Source organism: Enterobacter sp. BNK-8, assembly GCF_048685095.1.
GTDB classification, from domain to species: domain Bacteria; phylum Pseudomonadota; class Gammaproteobacteria; order Enterobacterales; family Enterobacteriaceae; genus Enterobacter; species Enterobacter quasiroggenkampii.
Map to the genome: position 1 here is coordinate 727,529 of NZ_JBLQTN010000001.1, position 24,180 is coordinate 751,708.

24 protein-coding genes and 1 tRNA gene are annotated in these 24,180 nt (G+C 55.7%); 12 read left to right on the top strand and 13 right to left on the bottom strand.

The annotated features are described in order from the left end of the window. Positions 1-23: 23 nt before the first annotated feature. The 5 genes from purK to ppiB form a co-directional block, all read right to left on the bottom strand. Positions 24-1,091, bottom strand: a complete 1,068-nt coding sequence (gene purK / locus ACMGGU_RS03450) for a 5-(carboxyamino)imidazole ribonucleotide synthase (protein ID WP_048030139.1) — start codon at positions 1,089-1,091, stop codon at positions 24-26. Next, on the bottom strand, positions 1,088-1,597 hold the full coding sequence (purE, locus tag ACMGGU_RS03455; protein WP_023616863.1) for a 5-(carboxyamino)imidazole ribonucleotide mutase: 510 nt from the start codon (positions 1,595-1,597) through the stop codon (positions 1,088-1,090). Before purE ends, purK begins: the two co-directional genes overlap by 4 nt. 171 nt (positions 1,598-1,768) lie before the next feature. Next, positions 1,769-1,978, bottom strand: a complete 210-nt coding sequence (locus ACMGGU_RS03460; protein ID WP_008499325.1) for a YdgH/BhsA/McbA-like domain containing protein — start codon at positions 1,976-1,978, stop codon at positions 1,769-1,771. A gap of 136 nt (positions 1,979-2,114) precedes the next feature. Then, positions 2,115-2,837 (bottom strand): UDP-2,3-diacylglucosamine diphosphatase, encoded by a 723-nt coding sequence (lpxH, locus tag ACMGGU_RS03465; RefSeq protein ID WP_420300248.1) that lies wholly within the window; start codon positions 2,835-2,837, stop codon positions 2,115-2,117. Positions 2,838-2,840: 3 nt separating this feature from the next. Next, a complete protein-coding gene (gene ppiB / locus ACMGGU_RS03470; protein ID WP_008499327.1) occupies positions 2,841-3,335 on the bottom strand; it encodes a peptidylprolyl isomerase B in 495 nt (164 codons plus the stop codon). Between the two features lie 174 nt (positions 3,336-3,509). Here ppiB and cysS point away from each other — a divergent pair, with 174 nt between their 5' ends. Then, complete coding sequence (cysS, locus tag ACMGGU_RS03475; protein ID WP_048225958.1) at positions 3,510-4,895, top strand: cysteine--tRNA ligase; 1,386 nt, start codon at positions 3,510-3,512, stop codon at positions 4,893-4,895. A gap of 85 nt (positions 4,896-4,980) precedes the next feature. Here cysS and ACMGGU_RS03480 read toward each other — a convergent pair whose 3' ends face one another. From ACMGGU_RS03480 to folD, 5 genes are all read right to left on the bottom strand, one after another. Then, complete coding sequence (locus tag ACMGGU_RS03480) at positions 4,981-5,502, bottom strand: metal-dependent hydrolase (RefSeq protein WP_252077471.1); 522 nt, start codon at positions 5,500-5,502, stop codon at positions 4,981-4,983. 73 nt (positions 5,503-5,575) lie between these two features. Continuing rightward, positions 5,576-6,592 (bottom strand): Mal regulon transcriptional regulator MalI, encoded by a 1,017-nt coding sequence (malI, locus tag ACMGGU_RS03485; protein ID WP_045909727.1) that lies wholly within the window; start codon positions 6,590-6,592, stop codon positions 5,576-5,578. A gap of 83 nt (positions 6,593-6,675) precedes the next feature. After that, positions 6,676-8,175, bottom strand: coding sequence for a PTS transporter subunit EIIC (locus tag ACMGGU_RS03490; protein ID WP_045909726.1), 1,500 nt, complete (start codon positions 8,173-8,175; stop codon positions 6,676-6,678). Positions 8,176-8,460: 285 nt separating this feature from the next. Next, a complete protein-coding gene (gene ybcJ / locus ACMGGU_RS03495) occupies positions 8,461-8,673 on the bottom strand; it encodes a ribosome-associated protein YbcJ (RefSeq protein WP_028012224.1) in 213 nt (70 codons plus the stop codon). Position 8,674: 1 nt separating this feature from the next. Then, complete coding sequence (folD, locus tag ACMGGU_RS03500; RefSeq protein ID WP_008499332.1) at positions 8,675-9,541, bottom strand: bifunctional methylenetetrahydrofolate dehydrogenase/methenyltetrahydrofolate cyclohydrolase FolD; 867 nt, start codon at positions 9,539-9,541, stop codon at positions 8,675-8,677. A gap of 309 nt (positions 9,542-9,850) precedes the next feature. On the opposite strand from folD, the gene fimA reads away from it, so the two are divergent. From fimA to sfmF, 6 genes are all read left to right on the top strand, one after another. Continuing rightward, complete coding sequence (gene fimA / locus ACMGGU_RS03505; protein ID WP_008499333.1) at positions 9,851-10,414, top strand: type 1 fimbrial major subunit FimA; 564 nt, start codon at positions 9,851-9,853, stop codon at positions 10,412-10,414. A gap of 68 nt (positions 10,415-10,482) precedes the next feature. After that, a complete protein-coding gene (gene fimI / locus ACMGGU_RS03510; RefSeq protein ID WP_023310642.1) occupies positions 10,483-11,028 on the top strand; it encodes a type 1 fimbrial protein subunit FimI in 546 nt (181 codons plus the stop codon). A 34-nt stretch (positions 11,029-11,062) separates the two neighbouring features. Then, on the top strand, positions 11,063-11,755 hold the full coding sequence (fimC, locus tag ACMGGU_RS03515) for a type 1 fimbria chaperone FimC (protein WP_420300249.1): 693 nt from the start codon (positions 11,063-11,065) through the stop codon (positions 11,753-11,755). A 14-nt stretch (positions 11,756-11,769) separates the two neighbouring features. Beyond that, on the top strand, positions 11,770-14,331 hold the full coding sequence (locus ACMGGU_RS03520) for a fimbrial biogenesis usher protein (RefSeq protein WP_229225383.1): 2,562 nt from the start codon (positions 11,770-11,772) through the stop codon (positions 14,329-14,331). Beyond that, a complete protein-coding gene (gene fimH / locus ACMGGU_RS03525) occupies positions 14,324-15,331 on the top strand; it encodes a type 1 fimbria D-mannose specific adhesin FimH (protein ID WP_045909723.1) in 1,008 nt (335 codons plus the stop codon). Before ACMGGU_RS03520 ends, fimH begins: the two co-directional genes overlap by 8 nt. Positions 15,332-15,340: 9 nt before the next feature. After that, positions 15,341-15,862: a fimbria assembly protein gene (gene sfmF / locus ACMGGU_RS03530; protein WP_045909722.1), complete on the top strand. Its 522-nt coding sequence runs from the start codon at positions 15,341-15,343 to the stop codon at positions 15,860-15,862. A gap of 51 nt (positions 15,863-15,913) precedes the next feature. On the opposite strand, the gene fimZ is transcribed toward sfmF, so the two are convergent. The 3 genes from fimZ to ACMGGU_RS03545 all read right to left on the bottom strand — a co-directional run bounded on the left by fimZ (position 15,914) and on the right by ACMGGU_RS03545 (position 18,798). Then, entirely contained in the window at positions 15,914-16,546 is a 633-nt protein-coding gene (gene fimZ / locus ACMGGU_RS03535) for a fimbria biosynthesis transcriptional regulator FimZ (protein ID WP_008499339.1), read from the bottom strand. An 800-nt stretch (positions 16,547-17,346) separates the two neighbouring features. Next, on the bottom strand, positions 17,347-18,075 hold the full coding sequence (locus tag ACMGGU_RS03540; RefSeq protein WP_048225963.1) for a helix-turn-helix transcriptional regulator: 729 nt from the start codon (positions 18,073-18,075) through the stop codon (positions 17,347-17,349). A gap of 24 nt (positions 18,076-18,099) precedes the next feature. Continuing rightward, positions 18,100-18,798, bottom strand: coding sequence for an EAL domain-containing protein (locus ACMGGU_RS03545; RefSeq protein ID WP_262802196.1), 699 nt, complete (start codon positions 18,796-18,798; stop codon positions 18,100-18,102). A gap of 278 nt (positions 18,799-19,076) precedes the next feature. Between ACMGGU_RS03545 and ACMGGU_RS03550 the strand changes: the two genes are divergently transcribed. From ACMGGU_RS03550 to ACMGGU_RS03570, 5 genes are all read left to right on the top strand, one after another. Further along, positions 19,077-19,153 (top strand) — tRNA-Arg (locus tag ACMGGU_RS03550). 102 nt (positions 19,154-19,255) lie between these two features. Continuing rightward, positions 19,256-20,086, top strand: a complete 831-nt coding sequence (locus tag ACMGGU_RS03555) for a CPBP family intramembrane glutamic endopeptidase (protein ID WP_262790226.1) — start codon at positions 19,256-19,258, stop codon at positions 20,084-20,086. A gap of 358 nt (positions 20,087-20,444) precedes the next feature. Then, positions 20,445-21,461 carry an iron ABC transporter substrate-binding protein gene (locus ACMGGU_RS03560; RefSeq protein ID WP_126534555.1) on the top strand — a complete coding sequence of 339 codons (1,017 nt, stop codon included), beginning with the start codon at positions 20,445-20,447 and terminating at the stop codon, positions 21,459-21,461. Between the two features lie 24 nt (positions 21,462-21,485). After that, entirely contained in the window at positions 21,486-23,060 is a 1,575-nt protein-coding gene (locus tag ACMGGU_RS03565) for an ABC transporter permease (protein WP_164712099.1), read from the top strand. Between the two features lies 1 nt (position 23,061). Next, positions 23,062-24,093 (top strand): ABC transporter ATP-binding protein, encoded by a 1,032-nt coding sequence (locus ACMGGU_RS03570; RefSeq protein ID WP_262802197.1) that lies wholly within the window; start codon positions 23,062-23,064, stop codon positions 24,091-24,093. The last annotated feature ends 87 nt before the right edge of the window (positions 24,094-24,180 follow it).

Below are 24,180 nucleotides of genomic sequence, written 5' to 3' on the forward strand. Positions count from 1 at the left end.
TCAACTCCCCGGCGGAGGGATAACTATTTAAGCTTTGACTGTGCCCAGACAATACCGCTCGCGTATTCCGGCGGCAGGAGCGGGATCATGGCTTCCAGCGTGGCGCTCAGGCGGCCCGTGTCGCTGTCGTTCAGGTTCAGGTGGCCAACCTTCCGACCCGGACGAACCTCTTTGTCATACCAGTGCAGATGCACCAGCGGCAGCTTCAGCCAGTCGTAGTTCAGATCGGTTCCGATCAGGTTGATCATCACCGACGGGCTGTTGACCACAGGCTGCGGCAGCGGCAGGTCGGTAATTGCGCGCAGGTGCAGCTCGAACTGGCTGATGGAGGCGCCGTTTTGCGTCCAGTGGCCGCTGTTGTGCACGCGCGGTGCCAGCTCGTTGATCAGCAGACCAGACGGGGTGATAAAGCACTCCATCGCCATCACGCCCACGTATCCGAGCTCGTGCATGATGGCAGAGAGCATCTCTTCCGCCTGCGCCTGGTGGTCAGCATTGGCCTGCGGGAAGGCCACGCTGGTGCGCAGAATGCCGTCCTGATGCAGGTTATGCGTCAGCGGATAAAAGACGGTATGCCCGTCATGACCGCGCGCGCCAACCAGCGACACTTCACCGCTAAAGTTGATGCCCTGCTCAACAATGCACTCGCCGTAGCAATCATCCGGCAGCTCGGCGGTATCGCCTGCGCGCAGGCGCCACTGGCCGCGGCCGTCGTAGCCACCCACGCGGCGCTTCACGATCGCCAGCTCGCCCAGCATGGCGAAGACGTCGTTCCACTCGCTTTTATCAGACAGGAGTTGCCATGGTGCGGTTGCGAGACCCAGCTTGTCGAAAAGCTGCTTTTGCGTCAGACGGTCGGCAATGATCGGGAACACGTCGCGGTTAACGAAGGCGTTATGACGCGCCAGCTCGCGGGTCAGGGCGGTCTCCGGCCAGCGTTCGATCTCAGCGGTAATGACGCTCTGGTGGAACGGTACCGCTTCCGGCTCGGCGTCCAGGCCGACGGGCCAGACGGAAATCGCCAGCGGTTCGCCAGCCTGACGCAGCATGCGGCCTAGCTGGCCGTTACCGAGAACGCAAACCTGCTTCATGCGGCACCCCGCGGGTCTGGATTGTCCAGCACCTCGTCGGTCTGGGCTTTACGCCACGCCGCCAGACGCTGATGTAAGTCTTTATCGTGCGTCGCCAGGATCTGCGCGGCCAGCAGGGCGGCATTGGCGGCACCCGCTTTACCAATCGCCAGCGTGCCGACGGGAATGCCACGCGGCATCTGAACGATGGAGTAGAGGCTGTCCACACCGCTTAACGCGGCGCTTTGTACCGGGACGCCCAGCACCGGCACCAGGGTTTTGGCGGCAATCATGCCCGGCAGATGTGCTGCGCCGCCCGCACCGGCAATGATCACCTCATAACCGTTTTCTTCGGCGCTTTCGGCGAAGCTGAACAGTTTGTCCGGTGTACGGTGCGCGGAGACCACTTCAACGTGGTGCGGAACATTCAGGATGTCAAAGATTTCGGCGGCGAACTGCATGGTAGCCCAGTCGCTTTTGGACCCCATCACGATGGCGACACGCGCCGGATTATTGCGGGAAGACATGCGTCTTAAAACTCCTGTGGTGCGAAACACACTGCTTTCGAGGGCACAGAGAATAGCATGTTATACGGGCAAGGAAAACGGTTGCGCGGTTAAATCTTGAGCCGTTGTTGCCATCAATTCATAACAAAACAGACCGCATTCTGGCGGTCTGTTTTTGTCGAAGGGCAATCATTATTTCGTCAGTTCTGCGGTCATATACACGCGGTTGTCGACCTTCGCGCTGGTGATTTTGTAAGACGCGCCCTGTTCAGCAGCCTGTGCAGCGATTTTCGCTTCTGCGCGGTCAAGGGTAGAGGCGGTTGCACTCACGCTCTGCGCGAAAGAACCGAAAGAAACCAGCGAGAGAGCTGCAACTGCAACGAAAGTTTTGATGGATTTCATGGTCGTATTCCTTAAGTGTTTTGTCTGGGATAGGGCGTGTTGCCCTGATGTGATAAATAATAGGCCGACCACGGGCTGATTAAAATCGAAACAATTTGCCAATATTGTTCAAAAAAATAGAATGATGTGGAGGGGGTTAAAACGGAAACGCGATCAGCTCCACGCCCTCAGGCGTGACTTTGACCATGGAGCCTTCGGTGTGCCAGGCACCTAAAACCACGCGGTGTGCGGGCTGGCCGCTGGCGATAAGGGAATGCACGTCAGGACGATGGGTATGACCGTGGATGAGCCACTGAACGTCATGCTTTTCCATCACCCGCACGACCGCCTGTGGATTGACGTCCATGATGGTCATGGATTTGCTGCTGTTGGCGGCTTTACTGCCTGCGCGCATTCTGGCGGCGATGCGGTTGCGGATAAACAGCGGCAGGGCAAGGAACACCTTCTGGATCCACGGGGTGTGGACTTTGGCGCGAAACGCCAGGTAGCCGGTATCGTCGGTGCAGAGCGTGTCGCCGTGCATGATCAGCACCTTGCGGCCGTAGAGGTCGAGCACCTGTTCTTCCGGCAGCAGCGTCATGCCGCTTTCACGGGCGTAGCGCTTGCCGATCAGGAAATCACGGTTGCCGTGAATGAAGTAGCAGGGGACGCCGGAATCCACCAGCGCGTGAATGGCGGCGGCCATTTCACGGTGCAGCGGGTTAGGGTCATCGTCGCCAATCCAGGCTTCAAAGAGGTCGCCCAGGATGTACAGCGCATCGGCGCTTTTCGCTTCACCGCGTAAAAAACGCAGAAAACCGGCGGTTATCGCCGGTTCTTCTGTTTGCAGATGAAGATCCGCAATAAAGAGTGTCGCCACCAATTACTCGCTGACGGTCACGCTTGTAATCACAACGTCTTCTTTTGGAACGTCCTGGTGCATACCGCTGCGGCCAGTAGAGACGGCTTTGATCTTGTCAACTACGTCCATACCTTCAACCACTTCTGCGAATACGCAGTAGCCCCAACCCTGCAGGCTTTCGCCGGAGAAGTTCAGGAAGTCGTTGTCCGCCACGTTAATGAAGAACTGTGCAGTAGCAGAGTGAGGCGCCTGAGTACGTGCCATCGCCAGCGTGCCGCGGGTGTTTTTCAGGCCGTTGTTCGCTTCGTTCTTGATCGGCTCTTTAGTGGCTTTCTGGTTCATGCCAGGTTCGAAACCGCCGCCCTGGATCATAAAACCGTTGATCACGCGGTGGAAAATGGTGTTGTTGTAGAAACCTTCGCGGCAGTAGTCCAGGAAGTTTTTAACTGTTTCAGGCGCTTTGTCATCAAAGGTTTTGATTACGATATCGCCATGATTAGTGTGGAAAGTAACCATTTTTGCATCCTGTTCCGTTATTGTGGTACGTCGACCCGCCTTCGGGTCATCTATAGGGGCTTGTTATAGCATAACCACAGGATGCGATCACCTTGCATTGTGTGCTGCTTCGGGTTTGAATTACGGGTAGAATAGCCGGTTTTCAACCACACACGTGTTTACATGGAATCTTCGATGTTAAAAATCTTTAATACAATGACGCGCCAAAAAGAGGAATTTAAACCTATCCATGCCGGGGAAGTCGGCATGTACGTGTGTGGTATTACGGTTTACGATCTCTGTCACATTGGCCATGGCCGTACCTTTGTCGCCTTCGACGTGGTGTCACGCTACCTGCGTTTTCTGGGGTACAACCTGAAATACGTGCGCAACATCACCGACATCGACGATAAGATCATCAAGCGCGCGAATGAAAATGGCGAAAGCTTTGTCGCGCTGGTGGATCGCATGATCGCTGAGATGCACAAAGACTTCGACGCCCTGAATATTCTGCGTCCGGACAGCGAGCCGCGCGCGACCCACCATATTCACGAAATCATCGAGATCACCGAAAAGCTGATCGCCCGCGGTCATGCATATGTTGCCGACAACGGCGATGTGATGTTCTCCGTGCCGACGGACCCAACCTACGGTGCGCTTTCCCGTCAGGATCTGGATCAGCTCCAGGCCGGCGCCCGCGTTGACGTGGTTGACGTGAAGCGTAACCCGATGGACTTCGTGCTGTGGAAGATGTCCAAAGAGGGTGAGCCAAGCTGGCCATCCCCGTGGGGCGAAGGCCGTCCGGGCTGGCACATTGAATGTTCTGCGATGAACTGCAAGCAGCTGGGCAAACACTTCGACATTCACGGCGGCGGCTCAGACCTGATGTTCCCGCACCACGAAAACGAAATCGCGCAGTCCACCTGCGCCCACGGCGGCGAGTACGTGAATTACTGGATGCACTCCGGGATGGTAATGGTTGACCGCGAGAAGATGTCGAAATCGCTGGGTAACTTCTTTACCGTGCGCGATGTGTTGAAATACTACGACGCGGAAACCGTGCGCTACTTCCTGATGTCCGGCCACTATCGCAGCCAGCTGAACTACAGCGAAGAGAACCTGAAACAGGCGCGCTCGGCGCTGGAGCGTCTCTACACCGCGCTGCGCGGTACCGACAGGTCTGTTCCGGCGGCAGGCGGCGAAGCGTTCGAAGCGCGCTTTATTGAGGTGATGAACGACGACTTCAACACCCCGGAAGCCTACTCCGTACTGTTCGACATGGCGCGCGAAGTGAACCGCCTGAAGTCAGAAGATATGGCCGCGGCGAATGCGCTGGCGTCCCATCTGCGTAAGCTCTCTGCCGTGCTTGGCCTGCTGGAGCAGGAGCCGGACGCGTTCCTGCAGAGCGGTGCGCAGGCGGACGACGGTGAAGTGGCGGAAATTGAAGCGTTGATCAAGGCGCGTCTGGAAGCGCGTCAGGCGAAGGACTGGGCTGCGGCAGATGCGGCGCGTAACCGTCTGACCGAGATGGGCATCATCCTGGAAGACGGCCCGCAGGGCACCACCTGGCGCCGTAAGTAAGTCTGTAACGCCCGGTGGCGCTCACGCTTGCCGGGCCTACAGGCAAAAGTAGGCCGGGTAAGGCGCAGCCGCCACCCGGCTTTTTTTACCTTCTTTTCCACCACAACATTCCCATCAGCACGACCCCCGGCAGCCACACCCACAGCAGTTCTGAAATAATCACCTGATGCCCGTACGGCGTGGTATAGCGTGAGAGCGCAAACGGCGCGACCTTAATCACCTGCCACGGCGCAAAGAAGCGTTCATCAGACCACGGCCACAGCCAGCCGACGCCTTTCCCGCCTGTGGTAATCGAATCCAGCAGGCTGTGCGACAGCAGTGACACGGTTAAAAACAGCCAGCACCGCGTCAGGCTGGCCCTGAACCATCGTCGTCCAGTCAGTATGCAAAGTATCGGCACCACGAAGGCAAACAGCAGGGAGTGGGTAAAGCCGCGATGGCCGAAAACGTTGCCATACGCGACGCCGAACTTAAACGCCAGCACGTCGGCGTCCGGCAGCATGGCGAGAACAATCCCGGCAAACAGCAGGCGGGGTGGGATAACTTTTGTCCCCAGGCCTAAGCCCAGGCAAAGCGGAACAGCAGCGTGTGTAATGACGGTAGGCATTGTGATTATCCATGGCAAATCATGGAAATATAGCAGTCATTCCGCGCTAAAAAACCTGTGCGAAATTCTGATTTTACGCCGACTCGCGTGCGATAAGCTGCCCGGAAAGCGTAATGCGCTGGGTTTGCAGCGTCGGCTCCTTCAGCGTGCGAATAATCAGCCCGGCCGCCTGACGCCCCGTCTCTTCGCTGGCGGACGAGACGTAGGTAAACGAGGGTGAGGTGAGGTTAACGTGGAGCATATCTTCGAAACCGACCAGGGCGACCTGCTGCGTCAGAAACACATCTTTACCCACCGTACGCCCGACCTGATGAATACCGGAGATGGAGCCGATCATGGCATCCGGCGAGTGGCAGAGCAGGGCGGTGATGGTATTGTTTTTTTCCAGCAGCTGGCGGGTCGCGAAACCCGCTGCCAGCGTGTCATCGCTGCAGGCCGGAGAGTATTCATCGCGCCAGACCAGCCCGTTTTGCGCCATCGCGCTGCGAAAACCGAGCAGGCGCTGTTCGCGGATAAGGCAGCCTTCGCGTCCGCCAATGTAGGCGATATTACGATGACCGCGCTCGATAAGATAACGCACCGCCAGACTGGCCGCCTGTCGGTTATCGCGCATCACCAGATTGCATTTTTCATCCAGCAGCGACTGCGAGACCACCACCAGCGGCAGCGGGCAGTGGCGAATCTTTTCCGGGAGGGTGGCGGTGCGGGTATCCGAGGCCAGATAGATCACCCCTGCGACGCCCTGCTGCTTAAACGACAGCAGGCAGCGCTCAAGATGGTCATGGTCGTTCTGGGGCTGACCGAGAAAAACCATATACCCCTGTTTTTCAAGATCCTGAACAATGCTCGCCATCACCTTGATGGAGAAACTGTCGCTAAAGTCACGGAGGATCAGGCCAATCAGGTTGGAGGTATTGGCGCGAAGGTTGGCAGCGGCAACGTTATGAACATAGCCCAGGGTATTGATGGCAGCGTTGACCTTCTCGATCGTTGCCTCTGAGATTTTCCCTTTCTGGCGCAGCACCAGCGAGACGGTGGAAACCGACACGCCCGCGTGCTTCGCGACATCAATAATGCTGACTTTCTTCAAAACCGCTCCCTGAAATTTACCGATTATCAGCCAGATAAAACACATCTCCCAGCGTACAGGAGACGTGTCGTTCAGGCATCTTATTATTTGCCGATCATGGTGGACATGGTCTGGGCGATAAACTGTGCTCTGGCACCGAAAATCACCTGAATACCGTTGTCGCCGACAAACACCACGCCGCGCGCGCCGAGCCCGTTCAGGCCGTCTTTATCCACCGCCTCGCTTTTTGTGACTTCCAGGCGAAGACGAGTGATACAGGCGCCGACGGAGTCGATGTTATGCGCGCCGCCCAGCAGGGTGATGATCTCGGTCGCGAGTTCGGAATCCGATTTCTCATCCGCGTTGGCGGTTACTTCAGTGCGGCCCGGCGTTTTCACGTCGAAACGACGGATCACAAAGCGGAACGTGAAGTAATAAATCAGGCCCATTGGAATGCCGATGATAATGGCGCTCAGGAAGTGGGTCTGGTAGCCGTTAAACGACGGCAGGATCCCGAATGACAGATAGTCGATAAAGCCCGCAGAGAACGACTTGGCGATATGCGCATGCAGCAGGTACATGGTCATGTAGGCCAGGCCCGCCATGATGGCGTTAAAGACGTACAGAATCGGTGCCACGAAGATAAAGGTAAACTCAACCGGTTCGGTGATCCCCGTCAGGAAGCAGGTGAGCGCCGCGGAGAACAGAATACCGGCCGCGATTTTCTTATTCTTCGTATGGGCTTCGTGATACATCGCCAGGCACGCCGCAGGCAGCGCGAACAGCATCAGCGGGAATTCACCCTGCATGAACTTGCCGGCGTTCTGGTAGGTGTCGCTGCTGAAGGATTTCACCCCTTCTTCCAGCATCTTGAACCAGATGGTCTGGTCGCCGTGGATCACCTGGCCTGCCTGGGTGGTGTAATCCCCAAACGAATACCAGAACGACGGATACCAGATATGGTGCAGACCGAGCGGGATCAGGGCGCGTTCCACCAGACCGAAGATAAAGGTCGAGGCCGCCTGATTATCGCCGTTAACGACCACGGAGAGGGCGTCGATACCGGCCTGGATATGCTGCCAGACATACGGCAGCAGCAGCCCCATCAGGAACGAGAGGAACGCCGTTGCAATCGCCACGAAGCGCTTGCCGGAGAAGAAGCCCAGGAATTCCGGAAGCTGCATGGTGTGGAAGCGGTTGTAGCACCAGGCCGCGAGAATACCGCAGATCAGGCCGCCAAAGACGCCCATCTGCAGCGTTGGAATGCCCACTACCATGGCGTATTTCCCGCCCTGGGAGGCCATTTCCGGCGTGATGCTCAGCACGGTGCTGATGGTGATATTGGTGACAAACACCGAGACCGCCGCGGACAGCGCCGCAATGCCGGATTCTGACGCCAGGCCCACGGCAGAGCCAATGGCAAACAGCATCGGCAGGTTATCAAAAATAACCCCGCCCGCGTTCATCATCAGCGGCAGATGGAACTTATCGCCGAAGGCCAGCAGCAGGCCCGCAGCGGGAAGCAGTGAAATTGGCAGCATTAAGGCGCGACCAATCATCGATAACTTAGACAGCGATTTAACAAACCCTGATATCAGACTCATGCTGATTTCCCCCGAGTAGCGCTTTTTTTGGCGCTGTTATTGTAAGTAGAACGTTTTAGTAGAACGTTCTACTTATCGTGGGCAAAGAGTGAAAAACGCGCAACTGAATTTTCACTTTTCAACAGATGAAATAGTGATTATTTGAAGTGGATCGATAAATAACCGTGATGTGTGTGAGGGGATGGTGAGAGACATTGCCGGGGGGCGGCTTCGCCTTACCCGGCCTGGAAACGGCGTTCGGACTGTTCCCTCTCCCCGTTGGGGAGAGGGTTAGGGTGAGGGGGCTCAGGCCGTAACGGTTACGCTCTGGCCTTCAAAGCTCACGGTCTGCCCCGCGACAATCTTGCAGCGCTTGCGGGTTTCCACCACGCCGTCGACTTTTACCTGCCCGTCGGCGATGACGATTTTCGCCTGCGCACCGCTTTCGCTCCAGCCTTCCAGCTTGAGCAGATCGCACAACTCAACGTGCGGGTGTTTGCCTAATGAAAATGTGGCCATCTTACGCGTCCTCTACGTCGTGATATTCTTCGCATGCCTGCAGGGTATTCTGAATCAGCGTTGCGACGGTCATCGGGCCTACGCCGCCCGGTACTGGGGTAATGTAAGAGGCACGCGCGGCGGCATCTTCATACACCACGTCGCCGACCACTTTGCCGTTTTCCAGACGGTTAATCCCGACGTCCACGACAATCGCACCCTCTTTAATCCACTCGCCCGGAATAAAGCCCGGCTTACCGACCGCGACAATCAGCAGATCGGCGTTCTCAACGTGGTGGCGCAGGTTTTTGGTGAAGCGGTGGGTAACGGTGGTGGTGCAGCCGGCCAGCAGCAGCTCCATGCTCATCGGACGGCCCACGATGTTGGACGCGCCAATGACCACGGCGTTCAGGCCGTAAGTATCGATGTTATAACGCTCCAGCAGCGTCACAATACCGCGCGGCGTGCACGGACGCAGACGCGGCGCGCGCTGGCACAGGCGGCCCACGTTGTACGGATGGAAACCGTCCACGTCTTTATCCGGTGCGATACGCTCCAGCACCTTCACGTTGTCGATACCGGCGGGCAGCGGCAGCTGAACCAGAATACCGTCGATCTCTTTATCGGCATTCAGAGTGTCAATAAGTTCCAGCAGTTCTGCTTCGCTGGTGGTTTCCGGCAAATCGTAAGAGCGGGAGACGAAGCCGACCTCTTCACACGCTTTGCGCTTGCTGCCGACATAAATCTGCGATGCCGGGTTACTGCCAACCAGCACAACGGCCAGCCCGGGGGCGCGTTTTCCGGCCGCTTTACGCGCCTTCACTTTTTCCGCGACCTCAGAGCGCACCTGCTGCGCAATCGTTTTACCGTCAATAATCTTTGCTGCCATCAGAGAGAAGATTCCGTCTGTAACGTTCGAAAGGGGGGATGCGTGTATTTTGTCAGAAGCGAGCCTCGCTGTCAGTCACCCTTTGCGCGTTTTTATCAGCAAGCCGCAAAAACCCTTCTTAAGGGATGGTCAATTTCTTAGGCGGGATTAGGATGTGACCTGGCGAAATGGCAGCGTTTTGACATATTTAAAAATCGCCTCCTGAGCTACTTTGTCTCCTCCGAAATAAGCTTTCAATTTATCAATTGAACGTATTTCTTATTCCCGATTATTCGCGGGAAGGGTTATTTACATTTTAAAGGAATAGACATGAAACTCAGCAACATTGCTTCTACTGTTATTGCAACTTTGGCCCTGGTTGCGGGTGCCGCAAATGCAGCAGATCCTGCTGCCCCGGTTTCCGTAAATGGCGGTACCGTACATTTTAAAGGTGAGCTGGTTAATGCGGCTTGTTCAGTAAATACTGATTCTTCCGAGCAGACCGTTAATCTGGGTCAGTATCGTACCGCGAAATTCACCAAAGTGGGCGACACCACCTCTAATATTCCGTTCAACATTGAACTGAACGATTGCGATCCGCTGGTCGCCAAAACCGCAGCCGTTGCGTTCACCGGTCAGATCGACCCAACCGACAAAACCCTGCTTGCCGTCACCTCCGGCAGTAACGACAACACCGCGAAAGGCGTGGGTATCGAGATCCTCGACAGCAAATCCAGCGTTCTGACCCCAGACGGTGCGACCTTCTCTGCTGCGCAGACGCTGATCGAAGGGACAAACACCCTGAAGTTCACCGCGCGTTATAAATCAACGGCTGCGACTACCGAGCCAGGCCAGGCGAACGCTGACGCCACCTTCGTAATGAAATACGAATAATTCCTCCGCACAGGGATGTTCAGGCCTCAGGGACGAGGCCCGTCATACGCTATTGCCAGGAACGAAGGATGACAAGGACAGGAACACTACTGCTGTTAACCCTTGCGATGGCTTGCCCGGCATCGGCGCATACCGTGGTGATTGAAGGCGGCAAGGTTCATCTCCGGGGTGAACTGGTGAACGGCGGCTGCGCCGTGGCGCCCGACAGCCAGAATATGCGCATCGATATGGGGCAGTACCGAACCAACTCATTTTCCGGCGTGGGCAGTTTTTCCACGGTAAATGTGCCGTTCACCGTGCGACTGCTGGACTGCAGCGTTGATGTTTCGCGCACCGTGGGGATCCAGTTTCAGGGCGTCACACCCGCAGAGGATCCGCAGGTCTTTCTGGCGACATCGCGGCCAGGGGAAACGCCTGTCAGCAGCGGCGTCGGGCTGGCGCTCTTTGACGAACAGCAACGTCAGATTATCCCGAATGCCACGGCCGTCAGCTGGCTGCCGATCGATACCCGCGAGCTGGCGTTCCATTTTAGCGCCCGCTATCGGGCTATTTCCGAACACCTCGAGCCAGGCAAAATTCAGTCGGATGTCTGGTTTACGTTGATTTATCCATAACACCTGCGAACACATTATTAAAGGTACGGTTGTGATGAATACCCTAATTAAACCAGGACTTTTTTTATCGTTTATTTTAATGATGGTTTCTGCATGCGCGAATGCATCCGGCGGTATTGCGCTGGGAGCCACCCGCGTTATTTATCCCGCAGAGGCGAAGCAAACGTCGCTGGCAATCACCAACAGCAATAAACAGGAACGCTATTTAATTAACGCGTGGATTGAAAATGCAAACGGGCAAAAAGAAAAAACGTTTGCCGTCACGCCGCCCCTGTTTGTTAGCGAGCCGAACAGTGAAAACACGCTGCGCATTATTTACGCCGGGCCTGCGCTGCCTGCCGACCGTGAATCGCTGTTTTACATGAACGTGAAAGCGATCCCGTCAGTGAACAAAGCCAAAACGGAAAACAATAACGTGCTGCAGCTGGCTATCCTCTCGCGCATCAAGCTGTTTGTGCGCCCGAACAACCTGGCGATGCAGCCGGAAGAGGCGCTTTCCCAGCTGCGGTTTGAGCGCGCCGGCAACCATCTCAAAGTCAGCAACGCATCCCCGTACTACATCACCCTCGTCAATCTTAAGCTGGGCGGTCAGACGCTGGATAACCTGATGGTGGCGCCGAAAAGCGCGGCTCAGCAGGTACTGCCAGCCGGTGCCAGCGGCACGCTCTCCTGGCAGAGCGTGAATGACTACGGTGCCATCACGCCGGCGCGTAGCGTCAACCTGTGAGCAGAGTCAGGGCGATGAAAAACCACCAGAGACGTTACTGCCCGGTTGCGCTCGCGCTGATGGCTGCGCTCTGGCCACAGGCTGGCTGGAGCGAAAGCTATTTCAACCCGGCCTTTTTGTCCGACGACACCGCCAGCGTGGCGGATTTGTCGCGTTTTGAACAAGGACACCAGCAGGCGCCCGGCGTTTATCGCGTGGATATCTGGCGTAACGATGAATTTATCGGAACTCAGGACGTGCGTTTTGAGCAGGCTGAGAACACGCCGCCGGTGGCGGGCGGGTTATCGCCGTGTATTACGCGGGCGATGCTCGACCGCTTTGGCGTCAACGTCGCGGCGTTTCCCGAGCTGGCTCAGGTCCAGGGCGAGACCTGCGTCCCGTTGACCACGGCCATTCCCGGCAGCGAAACGGTATTCAACTTTGCCTCACAGCGCCTGAACGTCAGCCTGCCGCAGGTGGCATTGCAGAACAGCGCCCGGGGCTACATTCCGCCTGAACAGTGGGATGAGGGCATTCCCGCCGCGCTGCTGAACTACAGCTTCTCCGGCAACCGGGGCAGCGAAGACGACAGCTATTATCTCAACCTGCAGAGCGGGCTGAACTATGGCGCCTGGCGCTTGCGTAACAACGGCGCATGGCGATACACGCAGACCAACGGGCAGCGACACAGCGAGTGGCAGAATATTGGCACCTGGGCGCAGCGCACCGTGATCCCGCTGAAAAGCGAACTGGTCCTGGGCGACAGCAATACCGGCAATGACGTCTTCGACAGCATGGGGTTCCGCGGCGGACGTCTCTTCTCGTCTGACAGCATGTATCCGGACAGCCTGCAGGGCTACGCGCCCACCGTGCGCGGGATCGCCCGGACGCCCGCTAAAGTGGTGGTGCGTCAAAATGGCTACGTGATCTATCAAAGCTATGTACAGCCGGGCGCCTTTGCGATTACCGATCTCAACCCCACCTCTTCAAGCGGTGACCTGGAAGTGACGGTGGAAGAGAAAGACGGCAGCCAGCAGCGCTATACCGTGCCGTACTCCACCGTGCCGCTTCTGCAGCGTGAAGGGCGCTGGAAGTATGACCTTGTCGCGGGGGATTACCGCAGCGGTAACAGCGATCAGGACACGCCGTTCTTCACCCAGGGCACCCTGATTACCGGACTTGCCAACGGCTTTACGCTCTACGGCGGAACGCAACTGGCCTCACGCTATACCGCGGTCGCCGTCGGGGCCGGAAAAAACCTGGGCGACTGGGGCGCGGTTTCGCTCGATATCACCCACGCCCGCAGCCAGCTCGCGGACGACAGCAAGCATGAAGGGCAGTCTCTGCGCTTCCTCTATGCGAAATCCCTTAACGGCTTCGGCACCAACTTCCAGCTGCTGGGCTACCGCTACTCCACAAAAGGATTTTACACCCTGGACGATGTGGCCTGGCGCTCAATGGAAGGCTATCAGTATGCCGACAGCCAGGATAATGACGGCGTGCCGGACGTGCAGAGTTATCACAACCTGACGTGGAATAAAAAAGGCCGCTTCCAGCTCAACGTATCTCAGTCTCTGGGGGACTACGGCTCGATCTATATCTCCGGCAGCGAGCAGACCTACTGGGGAACCGACGAGTCGAACCTCTGGTACCAGCTGGGCTACGCGGGGGGCGTGAAGGGGATCAACTACTCCGTTTCGTGGTCGTGGAACAAATCCGTCGGGATTGACGGCACCGACCGGATCGCGTCGTTTAACGTCTCCGTGCCGTTCAGTATCTTTACTCGCCAGGGCTATCGCCGGGACAGCGCGATTGACCGCGCCTATGCCACGGCTTCCGCCAGCCGGAACAGCGATGGCGACACGAGCTGGCAAACCGGCGTCAGCGGCACGCTGCTGGAGGACCGCAACCTGAACTACAGCGTGACCCAGGGACACACCAGCACCAACGGCGCAAGCGGAAGCGCCAGCGCCAACTGGCAGGCGACCTACGGCACGTTGGGCGTGGGCTACAACTACAGCGACGATCAGCACGATCTTAACTGGCAGCTCTCCGGCGGGGTCGTCGGCCATGCCGACGGCGTGACCTTCAGCCAGCCGCTGGGCGACACCAACGTGCTGATCAAAGCGCCGGGGGCATCCGGCGTCAGCGTCGAAAACCAGACCGGCGTGAGAACCGACTGGCGAGGCTACGCGGTAATGCCGTATGCCACCGTCTACCGCTATAACCGTGTGGCGCTGGATACCAACACCATGAGTAACAACACCGACATCGAAAACAACGTGAGCAGCGTGGTGCCGACCAAAGGCGCGCTGGTGCGCGCCAGCTTTGATACCCGCATTGGCGTGCGCGCCCTGCTGACGGTGATGCGCGGTAACCAGCCGGTGCCGTTCGGTGCGGTGGTCCGTGAGACCCGGAGCGGTGTCACCAGCATGGTGGGGGACGACGGGCAAATTTACCTGAGCGGGCTGCCGCTGGAAGGCGAACTGCTGATCCAGTGGGGCGACGGGGCGCAGTCCCAGTGTCGCGCGCCTTACAGCTTGCCTGAAAAGAGCCTGCAACAGGCAATCACACTGAAGGGGATTCGCTGTGAATAAAACCCACATCTTTGCCTTGTCGCTTCTGGCGTTACTGCCTGCGACAAACGCATTCGCTACCGTGTGCGTCAATGAAAAGGGCGTGCCGACGGAGGTGCATTACGACCTGACGGATAAATTCAATAGCTCGAATAACCAGATTGGACAGGTCGTGACGCTCAGCGAGAAGTCGCAGTGGGTAGGGGTGAATGCCGTCTGCCCGAAGGGCACCGTCGGGAATACCACCAAGCGTAGCTATGTGACCGACTACCCGGTAACGGGAACGAGCGATGGCTATCAGTATCTGAAGCTTAACGACTATCTGGACGGGGCCATGAAAATCACGGACAGCTATGCTGGCGTGTTTTATCCGCCTAAAAACTATATCCAGATGGGGAGCCACCCTAACGTCTCGAAAAACAAACCGTTTGGCGTTCAGGACTCCAGCCTTGTCTTCCGCCTTAAGGTGACCCGGCGTTTTATTAACATGGTCGTGATCCCGCGTGCCACCATGTTCCGCGTTTACGTCACCACCACCTCTTCCGATCCGCTCACCACGCCGGTCTATACCATTAGCTACAGCGGTACCATCCAGGTGCCGCAAAGCTGCGCCATCAACGCCGGGAACGTGGTGGAGTTTGATTTCGGTGACATTGGTGCCTCCCTGTTCAGCAAGGCGGGTGTAGGTAACAAACCGGAGGGGGTCTCATCGCAAAGCAAAACCATTGCGATCAAATGCACCAACGTGGAGGCGAACGCCATGCTGACGATGCGCGTTGAGGCGGAAAAAGTCTCTGATAATGTGCTGGTGTCGGATAACCCGGACGTCGGGTTTATCATCGCTAACGAGAGCGGGGCGCCGCTGACGCCTAACAACCTGACAAGCAAAATTCCGTTCCGCCTCGACGATAGCGCGCAGGCACAGGTTGGGATCCGGGTCTGGCCGGTGAGCGTGACGGGCAATAAGCCAGCGGAAGGGCGTTTTACCTCGCGCGGGTATCTGCGTGTGGATTACGACTAAGGAGCCGGTATGCGAAACGGGATCCGTTTTATCACCGTGGCGCTTTTTGCGCTTTGCACACAGGCTCAGGCGGACACCGCGCTGGGCGAAATTAACATTCGGCTCTACGGCAATATTGTCGATTTTACCTGCGTCGCCGAGGGGAGCGACAGCGACAAGACCGTTACGCTGGGCACCTGGCCCACGAAACAGCTCAGCACGACCGGGAGCCGCACGCAGCCCATGCCGTTTACGTTGAAGCTGACCGGCTGTCCGCCGGGCGCGGCGTCCATTACGTTTTCGGGCAAAGCCGACGGGAGCAATAACGGATTGCTGGCGCTGAACGACGCCAGTACAGCGAGCCGTGTCGCGGTAGAGATCAGGGATGCGGATAAAACGCGTCTGGCTCTCCAGCAGGCCAGCCAGCCGGTCTCGGTTGATGCGCAGGGGAATGCAACATTGTCGTTTTATGCCAATTATATTGCCACAGCAGATAACCCTCAGCCAGGACGAGCCGATGCGGATGCCACCTTTATGATTAACTATAATTAGCACTGACCGCACTCCCTGCAGCTCAGATAAGCTGCAGGGAGTGAATTCAGGTTAAAGCAGCTCGTGCGCTTTGGCGTAATCAATTAATTCCACGATGCTTTGCACACCCAGTTTGGAATAAATATTGGATTTATGCGCGCTAATGGTTTTGTTGCTTAATAGTAGCTGTTCAGCAATTTCCTTATTGGATAATCCATTCGCCAGATACCGTAATACCGTGACCTCGCGATTCGATAATGGCATATCGACAGCCATCCCTTTCCCTGAACCCAAATGGTTTATAAAGTTCAGCGTTTCCGACGGGAAAAAGGAATAGCCCATCAGGATCATTTCTACGGCGTTGTAGATCTCACCCAAATCTTTACGTTTACTGACGAAGCCATTTGCCCCGGCGCGAATAGCGCGACCCGCGTAAAATAACTCTGATTTAGACGAGAGGAACAGAACCTTAATGTCTTTGTTTAAGTTTCTGATTCTCTTAAGTAAAGCGAAAGCATCCGTGCCCGTGAGTTCAATGTCAAGGATCACCAGATCGATAGGGTGATTACGGATACAGTCAAGAACTTCATGGCTATCGCCAGACTTGAGCTTGACTGTGATATTCTTATTTTTCTGTAGCAGGACTTCTATCGACATTCTGACGATAGGATGTTCGTCCATAATGATAACGGATGCCGGTTTCATTTTTAATGCCTCAGATTGTTAAAAGCGTTATGCAGAGTTTGGTAAAACTCTCGAAATGCCGGAAGGATATAATGTGCAGATCCCTATACCGTAGTATTTCCCTGGAAAGAGCGAAAGCATCCTTGTTTACGTAATGAAAAGAACTATGCCTCAGCGCGGTCATCTCATTTGGCTGGTGTTGGCAAAAAGGTTTTTCTTATTCAGATTTGGTACGCATCTTATTATACAGGGTAAGTTTTTTCCGAAAACCCTGTAAATTAATATCCGCTTATGGGTTTGTATTATCTTCTGGATCTGAATCGCTATTTTTTTAAATTTAGCGGAAATATCCTGTTATCTCATTTACCGCATATTTTCATCTTTATGTAATAACAAAAAATAACACATATCTCTTTATGTTGATCAATTGTTAACAAAAATACGCATCATTCAGGGGGACAAACCCACGCTGATGAGGACAACAATTGCCCTCGCAGGCCGTCAGACCTTCATCTGAAAGCGCGCAGGTTGACCCGAAGGCCCACATCTCATGCACAGGAGAACATGCTATCCGCTTCGCTTTTTCCTCCTGAGCGTTCCCGCTAACCTGCTTGTTTTTACATCATTATCATCTTGTTAACGCTGTCTGCATTCACTTAACGGATGGAGGAAAGTGCTGCCGTTCGTTCAATTTGTGGCATTTCGCAAGGTTCGCGGCCATAAATTAGGAATAGTTATAATTTCGACTTTATTGTTAAAAATTAACATTTTTGAAACACAAATGGTAAGTAAATTCCTAAAGCGCTTTAGGAAATAAGGGGTTAGGACGTGAGTGTAAACGTGCAGTCTGAGAGGTTATTAAGAAGGTGAAGTAATTCCTGCCGATGACTCAGCCCCAGTTTCACCAGGATGCAGCTGAGACGATAGATAATGCGGCTATAGGGACGATTCTGCATAAGGGCAATCTGACGTAACGTCTTGCCCCGGGAAAGTTCCTGCAGGATCGGCCATTCGTTGCGGGAGAACCAGTCTTTGTCGGAGCCCTGTGGGGGGCGAGTATCCAGCAGGCTGTGCTGGAGTGCTGCGGCGTTCAGCTGGCGTTCGAGCACATGAAAAGGACCCGCCGCTTTGCAGAAGAGGCGAGTGTCGTAATTATCGGCCCGGACTAACAGCCAGGGCGTAAGGAAAGGCGGAAACAGGCTGTGGCGTCTCAACTGATCCAGTTTCTCCAGAAGCCCCGTGGACCGGCTTTCAATATCCACGACCAGACGGGCAGAGGGCCACTGCGTCTGCGCGACAAGGGCGTCATCCAGCGTGGCGTAGTCACAGCAGCTGCTCAGCGGGAACTGCCCGTTGAGAAAACCGGTGCGCAGATAGTGATCCTCCGTCACCAGAAGGATAAACGGGGCGTCTGTTTTGCGGGGCTGGCTGATGGACTGGCTCAAGAATTCGAGCCGGTCGAAAAAGGGGGGGGCAAAAGGTGAGCGCGTAAATCCCAGTGCATCACTTCCTGTACGCCGCCGCCGGTAACGGCGCACTGTCATTCGCATGGTCTCCCTCCTGGAAATGGCGTTTTAATCCTCCGGCCATGTCCAGGACGGCCAGTAATATCCCTGGCCGAAGTCTGCGCCTGCCTGCAGTGCCCAGGTACGATCGCGTTCAGTCTCAATACCTTCGATAAGCACTTTCCCGGCAAGCTGAAAGCAAAGGGAAACCAGTTGCCTCAGCGCAGGGGTGTCGCGTAAACGCCAGAATGCTTCCTTATCTATTTTGATGCCACTTAACGGGAGTCGACAGGATAAAAACGGCTGCACTAAGACGTCATCGATATCATCCAGCCAGATTGCGTGCCCCTGTCTGCTCAGTTGCTGCAGATTCTGAACCACAAGCTGCTTGCGCGCGACAGACAGCGCCAAAAAAGCCGCAGGGTCGACAAACTCAATATTGAGCGGCACGCAGGGGAGTCTGATAAGACGCTGAAAGGACGCAGGCTCTGTCAGGACGGTTATCGGCAAATTAATAAAAAGGTTATGACCGTGCGGCATATTTTTTAACGTGGCAAGCTGCGCTTCAAGCAGCGTTATCGACCACTCAGCGGACCGATCGCAAAAAAAGTCCTCACTGTGCCGCGTGTCGGCCAGAACGCTAAGGACCTCGACGCCAACCTGGCGCAAGGAGGTAAGGGCGACGATGGGCTCAAGCTTAATGCCGACGATGTCCTGAGATAAGTACTGTAACCGGGGGGGCGTATCGATCAGGTTTTGCGCTGTCACTCCATTGTCCTGTTGTCTGTCAGCCTCCAGGCGGCCGGGATACCTGACTCTAGTGTGACGAGCTGACGTACAGGAAAACAGCAGGCGTTACTTAAATGCAACTAAGCCTTTTCGCAGCGCTAAATTTTACGGTAAAACGGGGATAAATGTTGAGAAAATAGCCGTATTTACAATCGGCTAGCGGTAATTGCCCCTGAAAACGGAAAAGGCATTGACTCACCTGCCATTGACCGTATAATTCTTCGCGTTTCACCGCCGCGAAGTACACGCTTCTCAGTGCGCCCTTAGCTCAGTTGGATAGAGCAACGGCCTTCTAAGCCGTAGGTCGTAGGTTCGAATCCTACAGGGCGTGCCATTTCATTTCATAGAGTTACGCCTCACTCACACCCTCCTGATTTCCGTTTTGGGACATATTTGGGACATCGACCCTAAAATTTATCGGTCATGAAGGACATTTATGTGGTATCTCCTCGCGATTTCGCTTGCCGCACTTTCCCTTAATAAAAGCCTGGCTTACCTGCTGCTGGGATTAACGGCATTTCTCGGCTGGAAACAGAGCATTCTTGACGCCCCGGCGCTGCTGGTTATTGCATCAATCGTTATTGGCTGGTCTGTTGTTGAATGGCTACGTAATAAAGATGATAAATATACTTATCTGATTGAAGGCCTGTGCGTGGTCATCGCCGTTGCCCTGGTTATGCATGTGCTCCCGGGATTCCATAATCCCAAAGTGCTGGATGCTGTCGTCGTTGGTCCGCAAAGCATACCGTTCAGTATGTACTTTAATATGGACAAGGCGGTGGTGCCGTTCTTTTTAATTACGTGCATGCCAACGCTATTCGTAGCAAAACCCCTCTATAAAATTGGCAAGGTCGGCTGGGGAATATTGGTACTTGCGGTACCCGCGCTGTTACTTCTGGCTGTGGCGTTGGGCGGGCTGAGAATTGAGCCACATGCGCCAGAATGGTTCGCGCAATTTGCCCTTGCGAATATTTTCTTCGTCTCTTTGGCCGAGGAAGCCCTGTTCAGAGGCTATCTGCAGCAGCGCTTGTCCCGGATCGTTCACCCTGTCGTGGCGTTGTTGATTGCCTCAGTCATCTTTGGGCTGATGCATTATAGCGGCGGTTTACTACTGATTATTTTTGCCAGCCTCGCCGGCATTATTTACGGCCTGGCGTGGATGTGGAGCGGCAGGCTCTGGGTTGCAACGTTATTCCATTTTGGGCTGAATTGCGTGCATTTATTGTTCTTCACCTATCCTGTGTATGCCCCTCATGCGGCGATGTAATGCTTTTTAAATGAGTAGCCTAATAAATTTAGCTATCTCCGGATAACCATAAAAAGCCCCCGCAATATCGGGGCTTTTTTATATCTGCCGGGAGCGCGAATAACAGATTTACCTTCGCGCCATAATGAATAGAAGGCTAATGAATTTCGTTGTTGGCAGGCTTAAGGTTTTCTTAATCTAGAAATTATCTCGCGTTAAAATTTGGATTTTTATCATTACAAAATCTGCTAAAAAGAAATTTTACACTTTTACGCGTAAACTGGATTGATACTAATTATCATTAGCGTTGTTGTATGCTTTAATCCTGTCCCACAAAGCTATGAGTGGTTACTCCCGTTGGTCTATTAAGGATATGTTCATGAATTCTCGCCTGCTGTCCTGCTTCTCGCTTGCCTTGTTGTCTTCATCTCTTTTCCTTTCCACACAATCGGTTGCCGCCGATAACAACGACGGTATCGTTGTCTATAACGCGCAGCATGAAAACCTGGTGAAGTCGTGGGTTGACGGTTTTACCAAAGAAACCGGGATTAAAGTGACTTTGCGTAATGGTGATGACAGCGAGCTGGGTAACCAGCTGGTTCAGGAAGGCAGCGCATCGCCGGCAGACGTATTCCTGACGGAAAACTCGCCATCCATGGTGCTGGTGGATAACGCCAACCTGTTTGCACCGCTGGATGCCGACACTCTGAAGCAGGTACCGGCAGAGTATCGTCCGGCGCACGGCCGCTGGATCGGCATTGCCGCCCGCAGCACCGTATTCGTCTATAACCCGGCGAAGCTGAGCGAACAGCAGCTGCCTAAATCGCTGATGGAGCTGGCGAAACCCGAGTGGAAAGGCCGCTGGGCAGCATCTCCTTCAGGCGCAGATTTCCAGGCCATCGTGAGCGCGATGCTGGCCCTGAAAGGCGAAAAAGCCACCCTGGAATGGCTCAAGGCGATGAAAGCCAACTTCGTTGCCTATAAAGGTAACAGCACGGTGATGAAAGCGGTCAATGCTGGTCAGATTGATGGCGGGGTGATTTATCACTACTACCGCTTTGTCGATCAGTCCAAAACCGGTGAAAACAGCAAAAACACCCAGCTCTACTACTTCAAACACCAGGACCCGGGCGCGTTCGTAAGCCTTTCTGGCGGTGGCGTGCTGGCGTCCAGCAAACACAAAGCGCAGGCGCAGGCCTTCATCAAATACATTACCGGCAAAGAAGGTCAGGAAAGTCTGCGTACCAACAACGCCTTTGAATACGCCGTGGGTGTGAACGCGGCCTCTAACCCGAAACTGGTTCCGCTGAAAGATCTTGATGCGCCGAAAGTTGAACCTTCAACGCTCAACAGTAAGAAAGTTATCGAGCTGATGACGCAAGCCGGTCTGCTGTGATCCTGAGAGTGAAGTGAACGTCTTATGTCTGGTCTGAGTCTCGACATCGGAAAAAACAGAGTGCACGAGCCTGCTTGCAGGCGTCCTGCACTGCCGATGGTTGCGTTAGCTGTCTTGTTTTCATTACTGGCGCTTCTGCCTTTGGGTTTTATCATTGCCATTGGCATTGAGACGGGCTGGGAAACGATAAAGGCGCTGGTGTTTCGCCCGCGTGTGGCTGAGCTGCTCAGCAACACGCTGTGGCTGACGGCTTTAGCGGTTCCGCTGTGTATCGTGACGGGTGTGGCGATAGCCTGGCTCACCGAGCGCACGCAGCTTGCCGGACGGGGAATTTGGTCTGCACTGGCGGTCGCCCCGCTGGCGATCCCCGCGTTTGTGCAAAGCTATGCCTGGGTGAGCGTTGTTCCGTCCATGCACGGGCTCTCCGCGGGCGTGTTTCTTTCCGTTCTGGCCTACTATCCCTTTATCTACATGCCGGTTGCGGCGGTGCTGCGCCGCCTTGACCCGACGCTCGAAGATGTGGCCGCGTCGCTCGGCACCCCGCCGTGGCGAGTCTTTTTCCGCGTGGTGCTGCCCCAGCTCAAGCTGGCTATCTGCGGCGGCGCGCTGCTGGTGGCGCTGCACCTGCTGGCGGAATATGGCCTGTACGTGATGATCCGCTTTGATACCTTCACCACGGCAATTTATGACCAGTTTCAGTCTACCTTCAGCGGCCCGGCGGCAAACATGCTGGCGGGCGTGCTGGCGTTATGCTGCCTGGCTATCTTAGTGCTGGAAGGCGTGACGCGTGGAAAGGCACGCTACGCGCGCATTGGCGCCGGTGCTGCGCGCGAACAGAAACGCTGGCCGCTGAAGCCTGCGGCTGCCGCGCTGGGGCAGCTGTTTTTCATCGTGCTGATCGTGCTGGCGCTGGGCGTGCCGTTAGTTGTCCTGTGTCGCTGGATTTGGCTCGGCGGTGTGGAAAACTGGATGAGCGCCGATCTCTGGCACTCGCTGCGCCAGACGCTGATGCTCGGCGTGGGCGGCGCGCTGCTGACGACGACGTGCGTGATCCCCATTGCGTGGCTCGGTATCCGCTATCCGCATCGTATCTTCCGGATGCTGGAAGGGTGCATCTATATCACCAGTTCGCTGCCTGGCATTGTCACGGCGCTGGCCCTGGTCACCGTCACCATTCACTACGCCCGTCCCATTTACCAGACGGAAATAACCCTGTTCCTTGCCTATCTGCTGATGTTTATGCCCCGTGCGCTCATCAATCTGCGGGCGGGAATTGCGCAGGCACCGGTTGAGCTGGAAAACGTGGCCCGCAGCCTTGGCAGCACGCCCGCGAAGGCGCTCTGGAGCGTCACGATGCGGCTGGCCGCGCCGGGTGCGGCGGCGGGAGCCGCGCTGGTTTTCCTCGGCGTCAGCAACGAGTTGACCGCCACGCTGTTACTCTCTCCCCTGGGCACGCGCACGCTCTCCACCGGATTCTGGGCGCTGACCAGCGAGATTGATTATGTGGCAGCGGCACCTTACGCGATGCTGATGATCCTGATTTCCCTCCCGCTGACCGCCATTCTCTATATGCAGTCGAAGAAAATTGCAGGGCTATGACATGCTTGAATTAACCGCCATTTCTAAATCGTTTGCTGATGTGCAGGTGCTCGACAGCTTAAACCTGAGCGTTGCGCCGGGGAGCAGAACGGCCATTGTCGGGCCGTCGGGGTCGGGTAAAACCACGCTGCTGCGTATTCTTGCCGGGTTTGAGACGCCCGACACCGGACGTATTGTCATGCAGGGGAGAACGCTGTTTGATGAAAACCGTTTTGTCCCAGCCCACCAGCGCGGGATCGGTTTTGTGCCGCAGGAGGGCGCGTTGTTCCCGCACCTCAACGTGGCAGACAACATTGCCTGGGGGCTGGACGGGACCCGCCACGAGAAGCGCCAGCGCGTTGAGGCGCTGATGGAGATGGTCTCGCTGGACAGGCAACTCGCCACGCACTGGCCCCACGAGATTTCCGGCGGACAGCAGCAGCGCGTGGCGCTTGCTCGTGCGCTGGCCCAGCGTCCTTCATTGATGCTGCTGGATGAGCCGTTCTCGGCGCTGGATACCGGCCTGCGCGCGATGACGCGTAAGGCAACGGCCGATCTGCTGGCCGAAGCGGGCGTGGCCTCGATTCTGGTCACCCACGACCAGAACGAAGCGTTGTCTTTTGCCACGCAGGTAGCCGTCATGCGTTCCGGACGTTTCACGCAGATCGGGACGCCTTATGAGGTTTATACCCGTCCCGTTGACGAAGAGACGGCACTGTTTCTTGGTGATGCGCTAATCCTGCCTGCGCAGCTCACCGCGGGCTACGCCCTCTGCGCCCTGGGTGAGGTGCCCACGGACAACGCACATGCGACAGGGCAGGGCAGAGTGATGCTGCGCCCGGAGCAGCTGAGCGTGACGGCATGTGCCTCACATGAAAGCCCAATCTCCATTCTTGATGTGGATTTTACCGGCCACCTGTCGACGCTCACCCTTGGGCTCGCCGGGCAGCACGAGCCCGTGACCCTGAAGACCGTCAGCCAGCCAGGATGGAACCCGGGCACGGCGGTACGCATTGATATTGCTGGCGCCGCGCGTGTATTCGTCTATTCTTAATATTCGTTAATAATTTCATGCAATGGGTTGTTATAAAAGAATTTTCCCGAAAAAATGGCATTTCCTGAGATTCTCTACCATGCTCAT